18 protein-coding genes are annotated in these 18,379 nt (G+C 54.5%); 11 read left to right on the forward strand and 7 right to left on the reverse strand.

What is annotated here, in order from left to right:
* Positions 1-382: 382 nt before the first annotated feature.
* The 3 genes from HVE01_RS12340 to HVE01_RS12350 are packed head-to-tail and all read left to right on the forward strand — an operon-like array spanning position 383 to position 2,762.
* A complete protein-coding gene (locus tag HVE01_RS12340; RefSeq protein ID WP_146944441.1) occupies positions 383-1,135 on the forward strand; it encodes a 5-oxoprolinase subunit PxpA in 753 nt (250 codons plus the stop codon).
* Positions 1,132-1,836, forward strand: coding sequence for a 5-oxoprolinase subunit PxpB (gene pxpB, locus HVE01_RS12345; RefSeq protein WP_146944443.1), 705 nt, complete (start codon positions 1,132-1,134; stop codon positions 1,834-1,836). The genes HVE01_RS12340 and pxpB overlap by 4 nt, the downstream gene beginning before the upstream one ends.
* Positions 1,833-2,762 (forward strand): 5-oxoprolinase subunit C family protein, encoded by a 930-nt coding sequence (locus HVE01_RS12350; protein ID WP_146944445.1) that lies wholly within the window; start codon positions 1,833-1,835, stop codon positions 2,760-2,762. The genes pxpB and HVE01_RS12350 overlap by 4 nt, the downstream gene beginning before the upstream one ends.
* 67 nt (positions 2,763-2,829) lie before the next feature.
* Here the strand turns inward: HVE01_RS12350 and katG are convergent, their stop codons facing one another.
* From katG to HVE01_RS12365, 3 genes are all read right to left on the reverse strand, one after another.
* Positions 2,830-4,983 (reverse strand): catalase/peroxidase HPI, encoded by a 2,154-nt coding sequence (gene katG / locus HVE01_RS12355; RefSeq protein WP_146944447.1) that lies wholly within the window; start codon positions 4,981-4,983, stop codon positions 2,830-2,832.
* Between the two features lie 313 nt (positions 4,984-5,296).
* Entirely contained in the window at positions 5,297-6,739 is a 1,443-nt protein-coding gene (locus HVE01_RS12360) for an NAD(P)(+) transhydrogenase (Re/Si-specific) subunit beta (protein ID WP_125752167.1), read from the reverse strand.
* A 16-nt stretch (positions 6,740-6,755) separates the two neighbouring features.
* A complete protein-coding gene (locus HVE01_RS12365) occupies positions 6,756-8,327 on the reverse strand; it encodes a Re/Si-specific NAD(P)(+) transhydrogenase subunit alpha (protein ID WP_125752170.1) in 1,572 nt (523 codons plus the stop codon).
* A gap of 405 nt (positions 8,328-8,732) precedes the next feature.
* Here HVE01_RS12365 and pqqA point away from each other — a divergent pair, with 405 nt between their 5' ends.
* The 5 genes from pqqA to pqqE all read left to right on the forward strand — a co-directional run bounded on the left by pqqA (position 8,733) and on the right by pqqE (position 12,511).
* On the forward strand, positions 8,733-8,804 hold the full coding sequence (gene pqqA, locus HVE01_RS12370; RefSeq protein WP_146944503.1) for a pyrroloquinoline quinone precursor peptide PqqA: 72 nt from the start codon (positions 8,733-8,735) through the stop codon (positions 8,802-8,804).
* A 111-nt stretch (positions 8,805-8,915) separates the two neighbouring features.
* Positions 8,916-9,839, forward strand: coding sequence for a pyrroloquinoline quinone biosynthesis protein PqqB (gene pqqB / locus HVE01_RS12375; RefSeq protein WP_146944449.1), 924 nt, complete (start codon positions 8,916-8,918; stop codon positions 9,837-9,839).
* 330 nt (positions 9,840-10,169) lie between these two features.
* Positions 10,170-10,958, forward strand: coding sequence for a pyrroloquinoline-quinone synthase PqqC (pqqC, locus tag HVE01_RS12380; RefSeq protein WP_146944451.1), 789 nt, complete (start codon positions 10,170-10,172; stop codon positions 10,956-10,958).
* A gap of 31 nt (positions 10,959-10,989) precedes the next feature.
* Complete coding sequence (gene pqqD / locus HVE01_RS12385) at positions 10,990-11,292, forward strand: pyrroloquinoline quinone biosynthesis peptide chaperone PqqD (protein ID WP_146944453.1); 303 nt, start codon at positions 10,990-10,992, stop codon at positions 11,290-11,292.
* The gene (gene pqqE / locus HVE01_RS12390) at positions 11,285-12,511 is read left to right on the forward strand and encodes a pyrroloquinoline quinone biosynthesis protein PqqE (protein WP_244973754.1); all 1,227 of its coding nucleotides are present in this window, start codon (positions 11,285-11,287) and stop codon (positions 12,509-12,511) included. Before pqqD ends, pqqE begins: the two co-directional genes overlap by 8 nt.
* A gap of 24 nt (positions 12,512-12,535) precedes the next feature.
* Here pqqE and HVE01_RS12395 read toward each other — a convergent pair whose 3' ends face one another.
* From HVE01_RS12395 to HVE01_RS19860, 4 genes are read right to left on the reverse strand one after another with little or no spacing between them, the layout of a single operon-like run.
* On the reverse strand, positions 12,536-13,132 hold the full coding sequence (locus tag HVE01_RS12395) for a rhodanese-like domain-containing protein (protein WP_146944457.1): 597 nt from the start codon (positions 13,130-13,132) through the stop codon (positions 12,536-12,538).
* Positions 13,133-13,139: 7 nt separating this feature from the next.
* A complete protein-coding gene (locus HVE01_RS12400) occupies positions 13,140-13,841 on the reverse strand; it encodes a pentapeptide repeat-containing protein (protein ID WP_244973755.1) in 702 nt (233 codons plus the stop codon).
* 57 nt (positions 13,842-13,898) lie between these two features.
* On the reverse strand, positions 13,899-15,800 hold the full coding sequence (locus HVE01_RS12405; protein WP_240645115.1) for a methanol/ethanol family PQQ-dependent dehydrogenase: 1,902 nt from the start codon (positions 15,798-15,800) through the stop codon (positions 13,899-13,901).
* Between the two features lie 22 nt (positions 15,801-15,822).
* A complete protein-coding gene (locus tag HVE01_RS19860; protein WP_009722998.1) occupies positions 15,823-15,960 on the reverse strand; it encodes a hypothetical protein in 138 nt (45 codons plus the stop codon).
* 101 nt (positions 15,961-16,061) lie between these two features.
* On the opposite strand from HVE01_RS19860, the gene pedF reads away from it, so the two are divergent.
* From pedF to HVE01_RS12420, 3 genes are read left to right on the forward strand one after another with little or no spacing between them, the layout of a single operon-like run.
* The gene (gene pedF, locus HVE01_RS12410) at positions 16,062-16,568 is read left to right on the forward strand and encodes a cytochrome c-550 PedF (RefSeq protein WP_240645116.1); all 507 of its coding nucleotides are present in this window, start codon (positions 16,062-16,064) and stop codon (positions 16,566-16,568) included.
* Positions 16,569-16,588: 20 nt separating this feature from the next.
* A complete protein-coding gene (locus tag HVE01_RS12415) occupies positions 16,589-17,428 on the forward strand; it encodes a quinoprotein dehydrogenase-associated SoxYZ-like carrier (RefSeq protein WP_213017537.1) in 840 nt (279 codons plus the stop codon).
* Positions 17,425-18,369 (forward strand): quinoprotein relay system zinc metallohydrolase 1, encoded by a 945-nt coding sequence (locus HVE01_RS12420; RefSeq protein WP_146944459.1) that lies wholly within the window; start codon positions 17,425-17,427, stop codon positions 18,367-18,369. The genes HVE01_RS12415 and HVE01_RS12420 overlap by 4 nt, the downstream gene beginning before the upstream one ends.
* Positions 18,370-18,379: the final 10 nt, after the last annotated feature.

An 18,379-nucleotide genomic window follows, 5' to 3' on the forward strand; every position in this document is an offset into this window, starting at 1 on the left:
GTTAGGGCTGGCGTGAGCGTTTTTTATAATCTTTTATTGAGCTGCTTTATTTATTTGATAATCGCATTCCCCCCTAGCGTCAACTATTTTCCCAATAAATAACAGCACGATAGGAAGCACCGATACTAAGTATCGCTAAAAACGATTGGAACTTAACAAGATAGGTTCATATATTGGTTTTAAGACGTCACAGTAATAATCACGCTAACTATTTACACTGGTCAGTCATAACAAACACAGACAATCGCATCTTTAACAACAAATTCTTCAACATTAGCATTTCTTAATTAAAAATAAGCGTTCTTTGCCAACGCAGCTAACGAACAACTCGCTGTTAACCAACAAGTGACTCCAATAAATTCAAAACAGGCTAGGAGACGATATGGCAACCCCACTGCTCAACTGCGACATGGGCGAAAGCTTCGGTAATTGGTCAATCGGCTTAGATGCCGACGTAATGCCTTATGTCGATTGCGCCAATATCGCCTGTGGCTATCATGCCTCAGACCCCCATGTAATGCGCCGCACGGTCGCTCTGGCCAGCCAGCATGGCGTGCGTATTGGCGCCCACCCCGGCTATCCCGATTTAATGGGGTTTGGTCGTCGCTCTATGGCCTGCTCGCCCGCAGAAGTAGAGGATATGATGCTGTACCAGGTCGGTGCGCTGGCCGGAATTTGCCAAGCCGAAGGTGCGACGCTGAGCTACATAAAGCCCCATGGGGCGATGTATAACGACATGGCGGCGAATCTTGAGCTATTGGAAGGTGCCATGCGCGCGGTACGCGCTTATGATGCCAATCTTCCGCTGATGGTCATGGCAACTGCCGATCCGGAACCTCATCGTCAGTTGGCGAAAAAAATGGGCGTTACCCTATGGTTTGAAACGTTCGCTGACCGCGCTTATGAAGCAACCGGCCACCTCGCTTCTCGCCGCCTGGCAGGCGCTGTCCATCACGACCAAGCCACTATCGTTGCGCAAGCCGTTGCACTCGCCAAAGGCGAAGCACTGACCGCCCGTGATGGTAGCGCGCTGCACCTGCCCTGCGACACCCTGTGCGTGCACGGCGACAACCCTGAGTCAGTCGCTGCCGTGCGTGCTATTCGTGATGCCTTTACGGCGCTGGAGTCTGCGTGAAACTGCGTTTAGAAACGGCGGCCATGGACGCCGTAACGGTACGGCTGTTTGACACTATTGATGAATCCAATATGGCGTGGATCATCGCTGCCGATCAAACCCTGCGCGATGCGCTGGGCGAGGCACTCATTGACCTGATTCCCTCTTACACCACGCTGCTGGTGCACTACGACAGCCAGCAACTCAGCTTTGGTCAAGTCGCGACGCTGATTCGCAGTGCCTTGCGCCACTTAAAGCCTAGCGAATCGCAGAACGGTCAGCTGCACGAGATTCCCGTGTGGTACGACGAAAGCGTTGGCCCTGAACTTCCGCTGGTGGCAAAACGTGCAGGACTCAGCGTTGACTCTCTAATCGAGCGTCACTGCGACCGTGATTACTGCGTCTTCGCACTGGGCTTCGCCCCCGGCTACGGCTTTATGGGATTGGTAGACGAGGGCATCGCCACGCCTCGCTTGAAAACGCCGCGCCGCAAAGTCGCGGCAGGCAGTGTGGGCATTGCCGATCGACAAACCGCTATCTACCCGCTCCTTTCCCCTGGAGGATGGAATATTTTAGGTCGCACCGCCGTACCGCTCTTTGAATTCGCTAAGCGGGGCGACCCCCTATTTCGCCCTGGTGATAAAGTGCGCTTTAAAGCGATTGGCCAAGCAGAGTTCGAAGCATCAGGAGGCGATACCACGCCGATGGAGGAGCGGCCATGAGCCAAGCAATGCTAACGGTTAAGCAGGCTGGGCCACTGGCTCTGATTCAAGACTTAGGGCGGTTCGGCGTGGGTCATTTGGGTGTCACTCAGGGAGGTGCCGCCGACTGGATTTCATTTCGCTGGGCAAACTGGCTACTTGGTAACGCACCAGATAGCGCGGCACTGGAAATTGTTATGGGTGGCAATCTCAGCTTGGTTGCCAATGCCGAGGTGCGTCTGGCGCTCACCGGGGCTGACCTTGGTGCTACCATCGATGGTCAGCCATTGGCCACCAACACAAGCTTTCTGCTGCGTTGCGGTCAAACACTCATATTCAGCCAACCCCGTCGCGGCCTGCGAGCCTATCTGGCGTTTCCTGGCGGATTAGACGCACCAACGATACTGGGCAGCCGTGCCTGCACTGCCCGCGAACAAATTGGCGGGCTCCGCGACGACGGCAGGCCACTACAAACCGGCGATCAGCTCACCTGGCAAGGTAGCTCATCCGGCGAGCGCAGCTTGCCTGAAGGAATAGCCCCCGCCATGCCGGAAAAAAGCTGCCAACTCAGCATGGTGCTTGGCTCGCAAGCTTCACATTTCGCTGGACGTAGCCTGTACAATGCTTTTAACCAGCCTTGGACAGTCGATAATCGCGCTGATCGCATGGGTATCCGCCTCACTGGCCAGCCTCTGCATTGCACGCTCGGCGGCGTTATTTCTGAAGGCATTCCGCTTGGCGCCGTGCAAATCCCCCCCGACGGCCAGCCGATTATTTTAATGAATGACCGCCAAACCATTGGTGGCTATCCTCGCCTTGGTGCGCTTACCCCGATGGCCTGTGCGCTGCTTGCTCAATGCGTACCGGGAACCGAGGTGCGTTTGAGCCCTGTCAGTGCCAGCCAAGCGCAAATTGCCTACCGGAAGCAATTAAGCCATTGGCATTAAAAAAACCCGCATCGAAAGATGCGGGTTAGGACAGGGAAGTTACTTAGAGCAAGCGTTGCTTTGACGTTTATGCGACGTCGAAGCGGTCTGCATTCATCACTTTTGCCCAGGCGGCGACGAAGTCTTTAACAAATTTCTCGCCGTTATCGTCCTGGGCGTACACCTCTGCGTAGGAGCGTAGCAGTGAGTTAGACCCAAACACTAGATCAACGCGAGAGGCTGTCCATTTAACGGCGTCCGTTTGACGGTCGCAAATTTCGTAAATATTGTTGCCCACCGGCTTCCAGCTGTTGCCCATATCGGTCAGGTTGGCAAAGAAGTCGTTGGTCAACTGGCCTTCACGGTGAGTGAACACACCGTGCTTGGTACCACCATAGTTGGTGCCCAGCACACGCATTCCACCTAACAGCACGGTCATCTCCGGCGCGGTGAGTCCCATCAACTGGGCACGATCCAGCAGCATTTCTTCGGGTTTGACGATGTAATCCTTTTTCTGCCAGTTACGGAAGCCATCGGCAAGTGGCTCTAAAGGCTCAAAAGAGTCTACGTCAGTCATTTCATCCGTGGCATCGCCACGGCCTTTGAGGAACGGCACACGCACCTCATAGCCCGCTGCTTTGGCGGCTTTTTCGATAGCCACGCTACCCGCCAAGACAATCACATCGGCAATGCTGGCCCCCGTATCAGCAGAGATCTGCTCGTATACGTTAAGCACATCGGCAAGACGCGCTGGCTCATTGCCTTGCCAATCTTTCTGGGGAGCCAAGCGAATGCGCGCACCGTTGGCGCCACCGCGCATGTCGGAGCCACGGTAAGTGCGCGCGCTATCCCACGCGGTGCTGACCATATCGCTAATGCTTAAGCCGCTCTCAGCAATTTTCTGCTTAACCACTTCTTCGCAGTAATCGGTGCTACCGGCAGGCACTGGATCTTGCCAGATAAGGTCTTCCGCAGGCACTTCTGGGCCGATATAGCGTGCTTTCGGGCCTAAATCACGGTGAGTTAGCTTAAACCACGCTTTAGCGAAAGTTTGCTTGAAGTACTCCGGGTCGGCCATGAATTTTTCGCAAATGGCACGGTACGTCGGATCCATCTTCATCGCCATGTCCGCATCGGTCATGATCGGGTTGTGACGCACAGAGGGATCGGTTGCATCAACCGGCTTATCTTCCTCTTTAATATCGATAGGCTCCCACTGATGAGCACCCGCGGGACTTTTCTTCAGTTCCCACTCGTAGCCAAACAGCAGATCGAAATAGCCCATATCGAACTTAGTTGGGTTGGTAGTCCAAGCGCCTTCAATACCCGACGTCACGGCATTGCTCGCTTTGCCACCCATGTGTGGGTTGCCCCAACCAAAGCCCTGATTTTCAACGTCAGAGGCTTCAGGTTCAGCACCTAACGCAGCGGCGTCGCCATTACCATGGCACTTACCCACGGTATGGCCCCCTGCTGTTAAAGCAGCGGTTTCTTCGTCGTTCATCGCCATACGGGCGAAGGTTTCGCGCACCTGCAGAGCTGTCTTAAGCGGATCAGGCTGGCCGTTAACCCCTTCTGGGTTAACATAGATAAGTCCCATTTGCACCGCAGCCAGCGGATTCTCCATTGTTTCCGGCTGTTCAACGTCACCGTAACGCTCATCGGAAGGCGCTAACCACTCTTTTTCAGCCCCCCAATAGATGTCTTTCTCCGGATGCCAGATGTCTTCGCGGCCAAACGAGAATCCGTAAGCGGGCAGCCCCATAGATTCGTAGGCCACTGTGCCCGCAAGAATGATTAGGTCGGCCCAGCTGATTTTATTGCCATACTTTTTCTTCACTGGCCACAGCAAACGGCGCGCCTTATCCAGGCTTACGTTATCCGGCCAGGAGTTGAGCGGTGCAAAACGCTGATTACCGGTACCACCGCCACCACGGCCATCGGCAATACGGTAAGTTCCGGCAGAGTGCCATGCCATGCGGATCATCAGGCCACCGTAGTGGCCCCAGTCGGCTGGCCACCATGCTTGGCTATCAGTCATCAAGGCATGAACATCTTGCTTGAGGGCGTCAAAATCGAGTTTTTTGACCTCTTCCCGATAGTCAAAGTCAGGATCCATCGGGTTAGTTTTACGATCATGCTGGTGCAGAATGTCTAGGTTCAACGCCTCTGGCCACCAATCTTTGTTGGAGGTGCCAGTAGACGTATTACCACCATGCATTACAGGACATTTTCCACTCATGTTTCTCTCCCCTTCTTGCTCTTCGCCTTGGGCTCGCCAAGGAAACAGATGATCGACATCTCATATTGCTGCCTACAGTGTAGGTAATCAGCAAGCGTTGCGTTGATATGTACTGTTTTAAAGCACCTCATCGATAGTCACAATTTGTAATAAACCAATAGATCGATAGTTATTTATTATTAAACTAGCTATTTCTTAGCCAATAACAACTTAGCTACTAAAAGCTGAGTCAATAAAAACTGAGCCCATAAAAAAGGCAGGACGTCAGACGCCCTGCCCGTACCACTATCAGGATAGTAGTGTTTTCTTATCTTTACTCTACCAGTGGCAATAGTGCGTTCAAGCTATCCCGTGCATCGCCGTAGAACATACGCGTGTTCTCTTTGAAGAATAGCGGGTTTTCAATGCCAGAGTAGCCCGTGCCCTGACCGCGCTTGCTGACAAACACCTGCTTAGCTTCCCAAACCTTCAATACCGGCATACCAGCGATAGGACTATTGGGATCTTCCTCGGCCGCTGGGTTTACGATGTCGTTGGAGCCGATCACGATCACCACGTCCGTACTTGAGAAATCGTCGTTAATCTCGTCCATTTCCAGCACGATATCGTAAGGTACCTTGGCTTCAGCCAGCAGTACGTTCATGTGCCCAGGTAGGCGCCCTGCCACCGGATGAATACCGAAACGTACGGTCTTCCCCGCTGCCCGCAGTTTGCGTACTAGATCGCTCACCGCACTTTGCGCTTGAGCCACCGCCATGCCATATCCCGGCACGATAATCACGCTGTCGGCATCGTTTAAGGCACTTGCTACGCCACTCGCATCAATCGCTACCTGCTCGCCCTCAATTTCAGCCGCTGGCCCTTGAGCACCACCGAAGCCGCCCAAAATCACGTTAACGAAGTTGCGGTTCATCGCCTTACACATAATGTAAGACAGGATTGCCCCTGAGGACCCCACCAGTGCGCCGGTAACAATCAACAGATCATTAGAAAGCGTGAAACCAATCGCCGCAGCCGCCCAACCAGAGTAGCTGTTCAGCATCGACACCACCACGGGCATATCCGCACCGCCAATGCCCATAATCAGGTGATAGCCAATAAAGAATGACAGCGCTGCCAGCACGATCAATGTCCAGAAGCCTGCACCGTTGAGGTACATAATCGCGAGCAGCAGCGAAAGCACCGCAGCCCCCGCGTTGAGCATATGCCCGCCCGGCAGTTGACGAGGCTTGCCATCTACTTTGCCTGCCAGCTTACCGAATGCAATCACCGAGCCGGTAAAGGTCACCGCACCGATGAAAATCGCGAACACCACCTCGATCTGCAAAAAGGTCAGCTCAGCAGGAGCCTTTGTGGCCACCAAGGCGGCAAACGCAGAAAACTCTTGCATCGCACCATCGGCGGCTTGTGCGGCCAGCACCCGGCGGCGCTCTAAATCTGCGCTCCAGGCAACAAAGACCGCTGCCAGACCCACAAAACTATGTAGTGCCGCTACCAACTGAGGCATTTCGGTCATTTCGACCTTGCCTGCGACATAGGCACCAATCCCGGCACCAATCAACATCGCTGGCACCAGCCACCAGTAGCCGCCAATACCTGGCCCAAGGGAGGTAAATAATACCGCTACGGCCATGCCCACAATGCCGTACCAGACGGCACGCTTGGCTTTCTCCTGATTACTCAAGCCGCCTAGCGATAAAATAAATAGCACACTTGCCGCAATTGCCGCGGCAGATACGAATCCTTGTCCTAACATCTCGTTTCTCCGCCGCTTAGGATTTTTGGAACATGGCCAGCATCCGGCGTGTCACCAGGAAGCCACCCACGATATTAATCGACGCAATCAGTACTGAAATGGCCGCCAGCACGATAACGACACCGCTGCCTGAACCGATTTGCAAAATCGCCCCTAAAATAATGATGCCGGAGATGGCATTAGTGACCGCCATTAACGGCGTGTGCAGCGAGTGGCTCACCTTCCAAATCACCTGGAAGCCGATGAAACACGCCAACACGAACACAATAAAGTGCTGCATAAATGAGGCAGGGGCTATTTGACCCAGCAACAGCATCAACGCGCCACCAACGGCGAGTAAGCCAGCTTGTCGCTTGGTTTGCGCTTTAAACGCCGCGTGTTCAGTCGCCTTTTTCTCTTCAGGCGTTGGTTCTTGCTCTTTTTTCTTCGGCTTCGCTGCGGCAATGGCCTTTACTTTCGGCGGCGGCGGCGGGAAGGTGATTTCGCCCTGGTGCGTGACCGTAGCGCCGCGAATGACATCATCTTCCATGTTGTGATGGATGACGCCGTCTTTCTCAGGCGTGAGGTCAGCTAGCATGTGGCGAATGTTAGTAGCGTAAAGCAGCGACGCTTGGGTAGCCATGCGTGAGGGGAAGTCGGTATAGCCGACCACCACGACGCCGTTATCAGATACCACGCGTTCATCCGGCTTGGTTAAGTCGCAGTTACCGCCTTTTTCAGCGGCTAAGTCGACAATCACCGAGCCAGGTTTCATGGCTGCAACCATATCTTCCAGCCACAGCTTGGGTGCGGGCCTACCAGGAATCAGCGCCGTGGTGATGACAATGTCGACATCCGGTGCTTGTTCGCGGAAACACTCTAGCTGCTTCTCGCGAAACTCTGGGCTAGAGGGTGAGGCATAGCCACCGCTTTCTGAACCGTCCTGACTATCTTCAAAATCGAGAAACAGGAATTCAGCGCCCATGGATTCAATCTGCTCGGACACCTCTGGGCGTACATCAAACGCACGCACCACAGCGCCAAGGCTAGCCGCGGTACCAATCGCCGACAAGCCCGCCACACCTGCGCCGATCACCAATACTTTGGCAGGGGGAACTTTACCGGCGGCGGTTACCTGGCCAGTAAAGAAGCGGCCAAAGTTATTGCCCGCCTCAATCACCGCACGGTAGCCCGCGATATTGGCCATTGAGGAGAGCGCATCCATTTTCTGCGCTCTGGAAATACGTGGCACCATGTCCATCGCAATAACAGATGCGCCCTGAGCTTTACAGGTTTCTAACAGCGCTTCGTTTTGTGCAGGCCAGAAGAACGCGATCAGCGTCTGGCCCTCTCGCAAATAGTGAGCCTCAGTTTCCGAAGGTTCACGGACTTTAATCACCACGTCCGCATCACGCCACAGCGCTTCCGCGCTTTCCACAACGCTGACACCCGCGTCGCGATACGTGTCGTCATTAAAGCCCGCGGCAGCCCCTGCGCCGGCTTCCACCAAGCACTCATGGCCTAGCTTTTGAAGCTGTTTTGCGCTCTCAGGAGTAAGCGCTACACGCGCTTCTCCTTGAGCTGTCTCTTTCGGTGCGCCTATTTTCACACGCTTTCTCCCTTGGTTAGCCCATTTCCAGCGTCATGACCAAAACAGTCATATTTTTACCCTTGGTTATTGGACGCTGGGCATTATTACTGACATGCGTCGTCGCGCCAGATAGCAGTTTAGGATCTAACGCGGCGACCGCCAGTTACTATTCAACCTTCGATTCAATTGGGTTGTTTAACTACAACACTACCCTTTTTAACAACGATTCCCCACCAAAAGTTAGAGAAAACTACTTCCAAAGTACCGCATTCAATTCACCCCACCAATGATTAACTGAAGTAGTGGGTATGGCAATAATGATTAACCTCCAAAAACGCCCACAACAGTACTTATAACGACATTTGTCATGACGTTTGTAACGGCACTCACAACAACATGCTTAACAACGCAGGAGAGTCACTTATGTGGACCAAACCGACGTATCAGAACATGCGCCTTGGCTTTGAAGTAACGCTGTATATCTCTACCCGCTAATCGCTAGCGACTGAACCGCGGCCCCTGCCTGCCTTATTGGGTTTATATCAGGTAGGGGCTTTTACCCAGGATTCATAGCACAACCACAGCACTCACGTAGGAGGTCAGTCTATGCAGATTTTAGTTCTTGGGGCTGCCGCAGGTGGCGGCTTTCCCCAATGGAATTGCAACTGCCCTAACTGCTACCACGCTCGCCTGGGCAGTGCAGATCATCAACCTCGCACTCAATCATCGATTGCGTTAAGCGTGGATGGCAAGCAGTGGTTGCTATGCAATGCGTCCCCAGATATTCGCGCTCAGCTCAATGCCAATCCGGAATTATGGCCAAGCGACCTGCGTGGCAGTGGTATTCGTGGTGTGCTACTGGTCGATGCCCAAATCGATCATGTCACCGGGCTACTCTCCTTAAGGGAAGGCTGCCCGTTAGAGGTGTGGTGCACACCTAATGTGCATCGCGATTTATCGACAGGTTTTCCGCTATTTCCGATGCTGGAACACTGGGGCGGACTGCACTGGCAGCCGATTGAGCTGGAAGGTCATCAGGAAGTTGTCGAGTTTTCGGTTCCCTTTCTGCCAGATATCGCGCTGACCGCCTTTGCGCTACACAGCAATGCGCCGCCCTACTCACCTCGGCGCGGCGCACCCTCCTGTGGCGATAATTTGGGGCTGTATATTGTTGATCGTCGTAGCGGCAAGTCGCTGTGCTACGCCCCAGGGCTTGGCAACCCAACACCACTGGCCATGCGTTTCTTAAACGCCGCAGATGTGGTGATGGTGGATGGCACCCTGTGGGAAGACGACGAAATGCAGACGCTTGGCGTTGGCACTTCCACAGGCCAACAGATGGGTCACCTTGCGCTCAATGGCAGCGACGGTATGTGTGCGCTATTGAGCGATCTACCCAGCAGCACGCGGCGCATTTTGATTCATATCAACAACACCAACCCGATTTTGGACGGCGCTAGCGATGCAGCGAAAACATTGCAGGCCTCAGGCATCGAAACAGCTTACGACGGGATGAAACTGACGTTTTAAATCAACGTTCATAGACCTTAAACACTCTCTCATCTTAGATATCATTGAGTATTAATCGATTAACATCCAGACCTAAATCTTAGATTAAAAAAGCACTAGGTTAGTAGAATTTAAAAGATAGCAGGGCAATAAAAAGTGAGAAAACAGGCCCTGAAATAATTAAATCAAAATAAGCATATAACTTAATAAAATAATTCAAATAGAGCGATCTATAACCAAAAAACCCTGTTTCATTAAACAAACCCTATTCATAAAGAACGGCTAAAAATAAAACCATTTAAATCAGCAATATATATATTAGATATTAAAAAAATAATCAGGAAAACGACTATGGCGATGACAGCGATAACGCCCAGTGCTTCTGCCACCCCGCTCAGCCGGGAGGCATTCCGTGAAGCACTAATGGGTAAAGGGCAGTACTACCATCTTAATCACCCCTTTCAACAGGCGATGGCCAACGGCGAGCTTAGCCAGAAACAGCTGCAAGGCTGGGTGGCTAATCGCTTCTACTACCAGTTGATGATTCCCCAAAAAGACGCCGCACTACTGGCCAACTGCCCAGATGCCGACACCCGCAGACGATGGGTTCAGCGCCTGCTTGACCACGACGGCCACGCCGGAGATGAAGGCGGGATTGAGGCCTGGTTAGCCCTAGGTGAAGCCGTAGGTTTACCGCGTCATACGTTGATTTCCCAGGAGCATGTGCTACCCGGCGTGCGCTTTGCGGTGGATGCCTACCGCAACTTTGTCGCCCGTGCCCCCTGGCAGGAAGCGGCGATCTCATCGCTTACCGAGCTATTTGCGCCGCTTGCCCACCAAAACCGCCTAGTTACCTGGCCTCAGCACTACCCGTGGATTAACGAGCAAGGCTATCGCTATTTTCGTAAACGTCTCGGTGAAGCCCGCCGAGACGTCGAGCACGGTCTGGAAATCGCTTTAGGCATGTGTACCACGGTGGCGCTGCAGCAGCGCGCGCTGGATATTTTGCAATTTAAGCTCGATGTGCTGTGGAGCATGTTGGATGCCATGACTATGGCCTATCAGTTAGACCGACCGCCTTACCACACCGTCACCCACGAAGCGGTGTATCACCGTGGGCTTGAGCACTCACATTACTAGGCAATGATCGACTAGCGTTGGGGAATTCACCATGTCACAGCAACTCGTCATATCACATCAAGATATTTACCAGCTGCGACGCGGCTGGCGCCTACAGTGGGAGGCCATTCAGGGCTGCCACGTTATTCTTTATCCCGAAGGCATGGTCAAGCTCAGCGCGACTGCCGGCGCGATTCTTGAGCAGGTTGATGGCCATCACTCCATCGCCGATATTATCGCTACCCTGCAGCAGCGCTACCCAGGCGCGGAGTCCTTAGCAGACGATGTCATACAGTTTATCGATGAAGCCCGAGACAACGGCTGGCTAACCGTGAAGGAGGTTCATTGTGGTTAGTACAACGACCTCACCGCCCTTATGGCTGCTGGCGGAACTCACCTACCGCTGCCCATTGCAGTGTGCTTACTGCTCTAATCCGTTGGAATTTACCCGTTACCAAAACGAGTTGGATACCGACGCGTGGTTTAGCGTGCTGCGCCAAGCCCGAGCAATGGGGGCAGCACAGCTTGGCTTTTCCGGCGGCGAACCGTTGATTCGTCAAGACCTGGAAGCGCTGGTCAGCGAAGCACGCCAGCTAGGCTTTTACACCAACCTGCTGACTTCCGGTGTCGGCCTCACTGCCCAGCGGGTAGACGCCTTGGCAGAAGCAGGCCTGGATCATATCCAGATTAGCCTGCAAGCCGCCGACCCCGAGCTAGCCCAAGCGCTGGCAGGTTCTGCCAAGGCCCACGCCAACAAGCTAGCCATGGCCAAAGCGGTCAAGGCCGCTGGCTACCCCATGGTATTAAACGTGGTCTTGCATCGGCACAATATCGATCAAATTGGCGATCTGATTGCCCTCTGCGATGAGCTAGGTGCGGATGCAGTTGAACTGGCCAACTGCCAGTATTACGGCTGGGCGTTTTTGAACCGCCAGGCGCTGATGCCTACCCGTGAACAGCTGGTACGCGCCGAGGCGGAAACCAATCGCTGGCGTGAAACACTGGCGGCACGTGGCCGCGATATGTCATTACTATTTGTGGTACCGGACTACTTTGAGCAAGCGCCTAAAGCGTGCATGGGTGGTTGGGGCAGTATCTTTATGACCGTAGCCCCAGATGGCGCCGTGTTGCCCTGCCACAGCGCCAGGGAACTGCCGATGGCATTTCCGAACGTCAAAGAAACGTCGCTACAGGACATTTGGTACCAAAGCGATGCGTTCAACCGCTTTCGCGGCACCCAGTGGATGCCTACGCTTTGCCAACAGTGCGACGACCGCGATAAAGACCATGGCGGCTGCCGCTGCCAAGCCTATTTATTAACCGGTGATATGAACGCCACCGACCCGGTGTGCCAGCACTCTCTCCAGCATGGGTTGTTAGACAGCCTAATCGCAGAAAACAGCCACAACACGTCCGATCAAGCGACGCTGATTCCCCGCAATGCCCGTCAGTCAAAGCAGTTGCAAACAAGGCAGTTGCAGAATCAAGTTGAAAGTCAGGCTGAACGTCAAAGCCCTAATAGCTCAACAGCGACGTCGTCTCGCCAACCACTTGAGCTGATTTATCGACAATAAATCTGTTTATCAGTAATAAAATGATTAAGGCTCGCAGGTGGCTCGCTCAGCATGGGCGGGCAGCTGCGGGCAAACGGGAGCTAACGGCTGTCCGCTCGCTTGCCAGCCATCCACCCCATTTGAGTACCAATAGAGCTCTTCATAGCCCATTGCCTCAGCGCGCCGTGCAGCATTCCAGGAAAGCCAGCAGTCAGCCCGGCAGAAAAACACTAGCGGCGCGGCGTCAGCGCGCTCACGCTGCGCATCCAGTGCCGTGGTGAAATAATTCACCCACTCCTCTTCCAAACTAGCCGCGCCCACATTCGGCAGCCAAATACTACCTGGAATCGTTAAGTGCGAACTGTCCTGCAGAAAAAGACCGTTATGCCAGGGCAGCGCATAGACATCCACTAGGATCACTGGCGGTGACGCCAGCAACGCTTGAAAAGCACGCTCATCTAACGTGGTCACCCCTGGAAGCGGTGCAGTAACCGGCGCTTTAAAAGGCGGCAGGCGATAGCCTTCTTGGTTAAATGCTGCAGCGGGCGCCTCAGCGCCTGCCACCCCGCTGAACACGCCACCTCCCCACACCAAACAGAGGAGGTAGCGGCACACAGAGTGCGCCGAAGGTTGTGTCGTCATGGTGACATTACTCCCAATCAAACGGACAGCCGGTACAGCCCTCCATTTGGGCCATTTGGAAGTTGCCGTAGTGGATGCGTGCACCAGTCATATCAGCATCATTGAGGCGCGTGATGTTCATTTTGGCTTCTTGCAAATTAGCATCGCGCAGGTCTGCACCGATCAGGTTGACCTTATTCATCCAGGCCATTTCCAGATTGCTGCCCATCAATGTTGCTCCTTGCATGCTGGCCCCAGAAAGCCGAGCAAACTCAAGGTTAGCGCCAGTCAAATCAGCATAATCAAATGTCGCTCCCTGGGCATAAATACTCCAGCTATCCAGCCCAACCAAACTGGCATGGGAAAGATCGGCACCGCGTAAATGCGTGTTGGGCATGCGCGCACGATTGAGGTTGGCATTTCTCAGTGATGCGCCTTCAAAATCAACGCTGCGTAGGTTGCTGTGGCGGAAATCCGAGCCTTCTAGGTTACTGCCCGCAAAGTTAGCGCCCTGTAGGTCAAGATTGGAAAAGTCACCGCCGGATAAATCCATATTGGCGCACTGAGTACCTGACACTAACTCACAGCCGTTATGCACTGGCGGTTGATACGCTTCAACATAATCGTCGGCAACAACGCTACTTATCGCGCTAAGGCAGAGAAAAACCGCCGTTGCTTGGCGGCTCCATAAAGGCAGAGCATTGCCAGTTATCATTGTTATTCTTTCCATTACCGTTATCTCCATTCAAAAAAGGGCGGCAAAAGCCGCCCAAGAGGTGTCAGTAACTTAACGGTTAGCCAAGTCTTGAACGAAGGAAGGCAATTTGAAGACCCAGAACGAGCCGCCCTGAGCAATCGGCCGGGTCAGTTCAGCCATGTCGCCGCCCCATAGTGGAACTGCACCGCCATAGCCTGCAGTAACACCAATGTACTGCTCACCGTCCATCTCCCAAGTAACCGGTGGTGAAATGATGCCGGTGCCTACCTGGAACTTCCAAAGCTCTTCACCGGTTTCTGCATGGAATGCTTTTAAGTAGCCATCGCCGGTACCGGTAAACACCAGATCACCGTGGGTCGCTAGCACGCCTGCCCACAGCGGCATAGGCTCTTTATGCTCCCAGGCGTACTCACCGGTAACCGGATCAACGGCACGCAGAATACCGACGTGGTCGTCGTACATACGTTTAATGCGGAAGCCCATACCCAGGTAAGCCGCCCCTTCCACGTACTCAACTTCCTCGGTCCAATAGTCTTCTTTCCAGTGGTTACCCGGCACGTAGAACAGCCCGGTGTCTTCGCTGTAAGCCATTGGGTTCCAGTTTTTACCCCCCAGGAACGGTGGTGAAACTTCAACCGGCTCAGAACGGGTTTGTCCCTCTTCTAAGCGCGGCGGGCGCTGACCTTCAGCCTCAACCGGACGGCCAGTTTCCAGGTCGATATGGGTGGCCCAGGTAATGTTATCGACAAATGGGAAGGCGTTAATCAGCTCGCCGTTGGTTCGGTCAGTGACATAGAAGAAGCCATTACGGTCAGCGTGGGCACCCGCATTCACCGTTTGGCCATTCTCATCTTGGTACTCAAACAAGACGATTTCGTTATTGCCTGAGAAGTCCCAGGTGTCGTTGGGGGTGTGCTGATAGAACCACTTCACTTCGCCAGTCGAAGGGTCGATACCCAGTTGGCCAGAGGTGTAAAGGCTGTCGTAGTCAGACGGGTCGCCGTCTTCCGAGGTGCGTGCCCAGCCATTCCAGGGAGCGGGGTTACCGGCACCAATGATGATGGTATTGGTCTCAGGGTCGAAACTGGCGCTCTGCCACGGCGCACCGCCACCTTGGCTCCAGGCTTGTACTTTGCCGGTTTCGCTATCGGGGTCATCGGGCCATGAAGGTGCGTTGGCATCGCCTGTCGGCGTGCTCTCTTCGCCGTTCAAACGTCCCATGTGGCCTTCAACAAAGGGCCGCATCCAAATCTCTTCGCCGGTATCAGGGTCACGGGCATACAGCTTACCCACAATGCCGAACTCATCTCCCGAAGAGCCATGAATCAGCAATACGCGACCTGTTTCGCTATCTTCGACAATGGTTGGCGCACCGGTCATGGTGTAGCCCGCGCGGTGATCACCAAAGCGCTCGCGCCACACCACCTCACCGGTATCTTTATTCAGCGCCACGATGCCAGCATCCAGCGTGCCGAAGAACACCTTATCGCCGTAAATAGCCGCACCGCGGTTCACCACGTCACAGCAGGGGCGAATATCGCTGGGCAGGCGATGGTTGTAGGACCACAGCCGCTGGCCGGTGCGCGCATCAATTGCAAAAATACGTGAATAGGAGCCGGTGACATAAATAACGCCTTCATGAATCAGCGCCTGAGACTCCTGGCCACGCTGCATTTCATCGCCAAACGAGTGAGACCACGCGGGGGTCAGCATCTCGACGTTATCGGCGTTAATTTGATCAAGCGGGCTATAGCGCTGCGCCTTCACGCCCATGCCGTACATCAACACCGTTTCAGTGTTGTTATGGTCATTGAGAATATCGTCCCAGGTCACCTCGCTGGCGTGGGCTGTCAGCGCAATGCCCCCGACGCCTAAGGCAGAAGCGTAAGCAACGGCGGCGGTGAGTGTACGCAGGCGAAAGGGCCACGAAATTTTGCGGGCTGACGTGTTGTTATTGATAGCGTCTGTCATGGGTTTTCCATCCGAGTAATGATCACAATGCAATGGCTGCAAAGCGGCCAAGCTGCTGCTTGCGTGGTGCCAGCAAGACTAAGTCCAGCTTAGAAGCTCGGATAACAAACCAATCTACCCCTCCAGTCGCGTTCTCATCCTGATTTAGCACTACTTCCAAAGGATGATCCTAGCGATGCCTAAGGTGCTATAGGTTCGGAAGGCCTGCCTGCCTAAGCTCACTCAAGTGACGATACATTGATCCCCTGAGGAGCATTTCCCATGACCATTACAAAAACCGCACTTAAAGAAACCGTACTGGCAAAAACAATCTCCGCAACATTGCCCGTACGCCTCAGTGGCCAAGTGGGCGCTATCGCTGTTGCCGCGTTGCTGGCCTCACCGTTGGCCTGGTCTCACGGCAGCGTGACTCCTCAAGCCGTTGATATTAAAGACCTCGAACGCTTAGGCGACGAATGGCGGGAAGAGAACCCCTACCGTGATCACCCCCAGCAAGAACTTGCCATCGATATCGGTGCCCGCGCCTACAATAGCAACTGCGCCGCTTGCCACGGGCTAGAAGCGAAATCCGGCGGCATCGCTCCCGACCTACGCGAACTGGAAAATGGCCCATGGGGCGATGAGTGGTTCAAAGAGTTGGTCACCAATGGTTCCGAACGCAACGGCCGAGTGCTAATGCCGCGCATGTCCGACTACGTTAGCCAAGAAGGGCTGTGGGCCATTCGCACTTGGTTAGAAACGGTCAGCATGGAAACTACCGGACAATAACCCCAACGCTGGGAGGCACTATGGCAACCCTAACCGCCATCATCACGTTACAACGGCTCGCCGCGACGTTCGCCGCCCCACTTGCCCTTCCACTCGCGGCGCTTTGCTGGCTGCTGCTCGTACTGCCGACCACCGCGCTAGCCACTGCGAGCACGATTGAACAGGATCCATTTAACTCATTTATGTGGCCTGTGTACCGCGAGCGCTTTCTGGGCGATGCCCCCGTGGTGTTTGATGATCGCGTCATCGTTAACGCGCCGGGGTTCGCCGAAGACTCAGGACAAGTGCCCCTTGAACTAGACGCCAGCGCCTTAGAAGCCAGCGGCGAGCCGATCACTGACATTATTGCCTGGGTGGATCTCAACCCGATTCCCCGCCTGTTCCGCTACTCCCCGATGAGCCATGGATTAGCCAAGCTGTCGCTAAATATTCGCTTGGAACAGGCCTCCGCGGTGCGCGTAGCAGTGAAACAGGGCGATACCTGGCATGTGGGCGGCACCTACATTGAAGCGGAAGGCGGTGGCTGCACCACACCCGGCATTGCCAGCGCTGACACCGATTGGGAAACCACCTTCGGCGAGCTGCAGGGTCGGCTGTTTGCCAATGAGGACGAACAGCGCCTGCGGGTGCGCCTTTCTCACCCCATGGACAGCGGCTTAATCCCCAGCCAGCCTGCCTTTTATGTGCAGTCGTTTGAACTGTTGGATCAGCAGGGCCAGCAAGTAGCCGCTCTGGATATTGAAGCATCGGTGAGCGCCAACCCCACCTTAGGGCTGCATATGCGCCCCTCACCGGGTGGTTATGTGATTGGCGCACGGGATAACAATGGCAACCGCTTTTCTATTGGTCTGCAGCCATGAAAGCCTGTTTTCTGGCCACCTTCAGTTCCTTGCTAATCACGCCGCTGGCAGCCAGCGAACCGGTGATGTTCTGCGAACGTCCACTAACCGCCCAAGCGGTCGCGGAAAACACCTGGATGGTGGAAGGCGTAAGAGAAGAGCTCTCCACCAGCAACTGCGGCCATATTGGCAACCAAGCGTTTATTGCTACGCCCAGTGGTGTCATCCTTATCGACAGCGGCAGCAGCCCACACTTCGGCGAAGCACTCAAGACACTGATTGCGCAGCACACCGCTCAACCCGTACGCTGGGTGCTGAATACCCATCACCATCCTGACCACTTTTTTGGTAATGCCGCCTTCGACGAGGCCCAGCACCTCACCCTAGCCAGCACTCGTGCGTTGATGGCTCGCGACCGGGACGCACTGATCGATAATGTAGCGCGGCTGACTGGGTTTAGTGTAGAGCACTCGTCTATTACCCTACCCAGCGCGATCGAAGCAGGTGAGATAACTCTTGGCAACTACCCGCTCACGCTTTTCGCCATGAGTGGCCATAGCGGTGGTGATCTGGTGATTATGGACCATGCCACCGGCGTGCTGTTTTTAGGCGACATGGGCTTCTATCAACGTGCTGCCGCCACCGCACACACACCAAGCCTGCAACAGTGGCAGGAAGAACTGAATGATCTGCGCGCGCTCAACGCCAGCACCGCAGTACCGGGTCACGGCCCCAGTGCGCCGCCCGAAACGATCATTGGTCAAACCTCGCATTACCTGGAATGGCTAGACCAACGTCTCAGCGATGTGGCTAGCGAAGGGCTCGGTGCCAATCATGCCTTGGCCGTTGAAATTCCCGACATGTTTAGCACCATGGCACTCAGCGAATATGAGTTCACCCGCAGCGTAATGCAGCTTTACCCACGCTACGAAGCACGGTTGCTGTGGGGCGCCCCACACTAAGGAGCACGCC

It is taken from the genome of Vreelandella venusta (assembly GCF_007989605.1).
GTDB classification, from domain to species: domain Bacteria; phylum Pseudomonadota; class Gammaproteobacteria; order Pseudomonadales; family Halomonadaceae; genus Vreelandella; species Vreelandella venusta.

What these genes read in the sequence shown, in the direction of transcription:
- HVE01_RS12420 (WP_146944459.1), top strand. Translation starts at nt 17,425, where the DNA reads ATGAAAGCCTGTTTTCTGGCCACCTTCAGTTCCTTGCTAATCACGCCG.
- pqqB (WP_146944449.1), top strand. Translation starts at nt 8,916, where the DNA reads ATGCAGATTTTAGTTCTTGGGGCTGCCGCAGGTGGCGGCTTTCCCCAA.
- pqqD (WP_146944453.1), top strand. Translation starts at nt 10,990, where the DNA reads ATGTCACAGCAACTCGTCATATCACATCAAGATATTTACCAGCTGCGA.
- HVE01_RS12415 (WP_213017537.1), top strand. Translation starts at nt 16,589, where the DNA reads ATGGCAACCCTAACCGCCATCATCACGTTACAACGGCTCGCCGCGACG.
- HVE01_RS12340 (WP_146944441.1), top strand. Translation starts at nt 383, where the DNA reads ATGGCAACCCCACTGCTCAACTGCGACATGGGCGAAAGCTTCGGTAAT.
- katG (WP_146944447.1), bottom strand. Translation starts at nt 4,983, where the DNA reads ATGAGTGGAAAATGTCCTGTAATGCATGGTGGTAATACGTCTACTGGC.
- pedF (WP_240645116.1), top strand. Translation starts at nt 16,062, where the DNA reads ATGACCATTACAAAAACCGCACTTAAAGAAACCGTACTGGCAAAAACA.
- HVE01_RS12395 (WP_146944457.1), bottom strand. Translation starts at nt 13,132, where the DNA reads ATGACGACACAACCTTCGGCGCACTCTGTGTGCCGCTACCTCCTCTGT.
- HVE01_RS12405 (WP_240645115.1), bottom strand. Translation starts at nt 15,800, where the DNA reads ATGACAGACGCTATCAATAACAACACGTCAGCCCGCAAAATTTCGTGG.
- HVE01_RS12350 (WP_146944445.1), top strand. Translation starts at nt 1,833, where the DNA reads ATGAGCCAAGCAATGCTAACGGTTAAGCAGGCTGGGCCACTGGCTCTG.
- HVE01_RS12400 (WP_244973755.1), bottom strand. Translation starts at nt 13,841, where the DNA reads ATGGAAAGAATAACAATGATAACTGGCAATGCTCTGCCTTTATGGAGC.
- pqqC (WP_146944451.1), top strand. Translation starts at nt 10,170, where the DNA reads ATGGCGATGACAGCGATAACGCCCAGTGCTTCTGCCACCCCGCTCAGC.
- HVE01_RS12360 (WP_125752167.1), bottom strand. Translation starts at nt 6,739, where the DNA reads ATGTTAGGACAAGGATTCGTATCTGCCGCGGCAATTGCGGCAAGTGTG.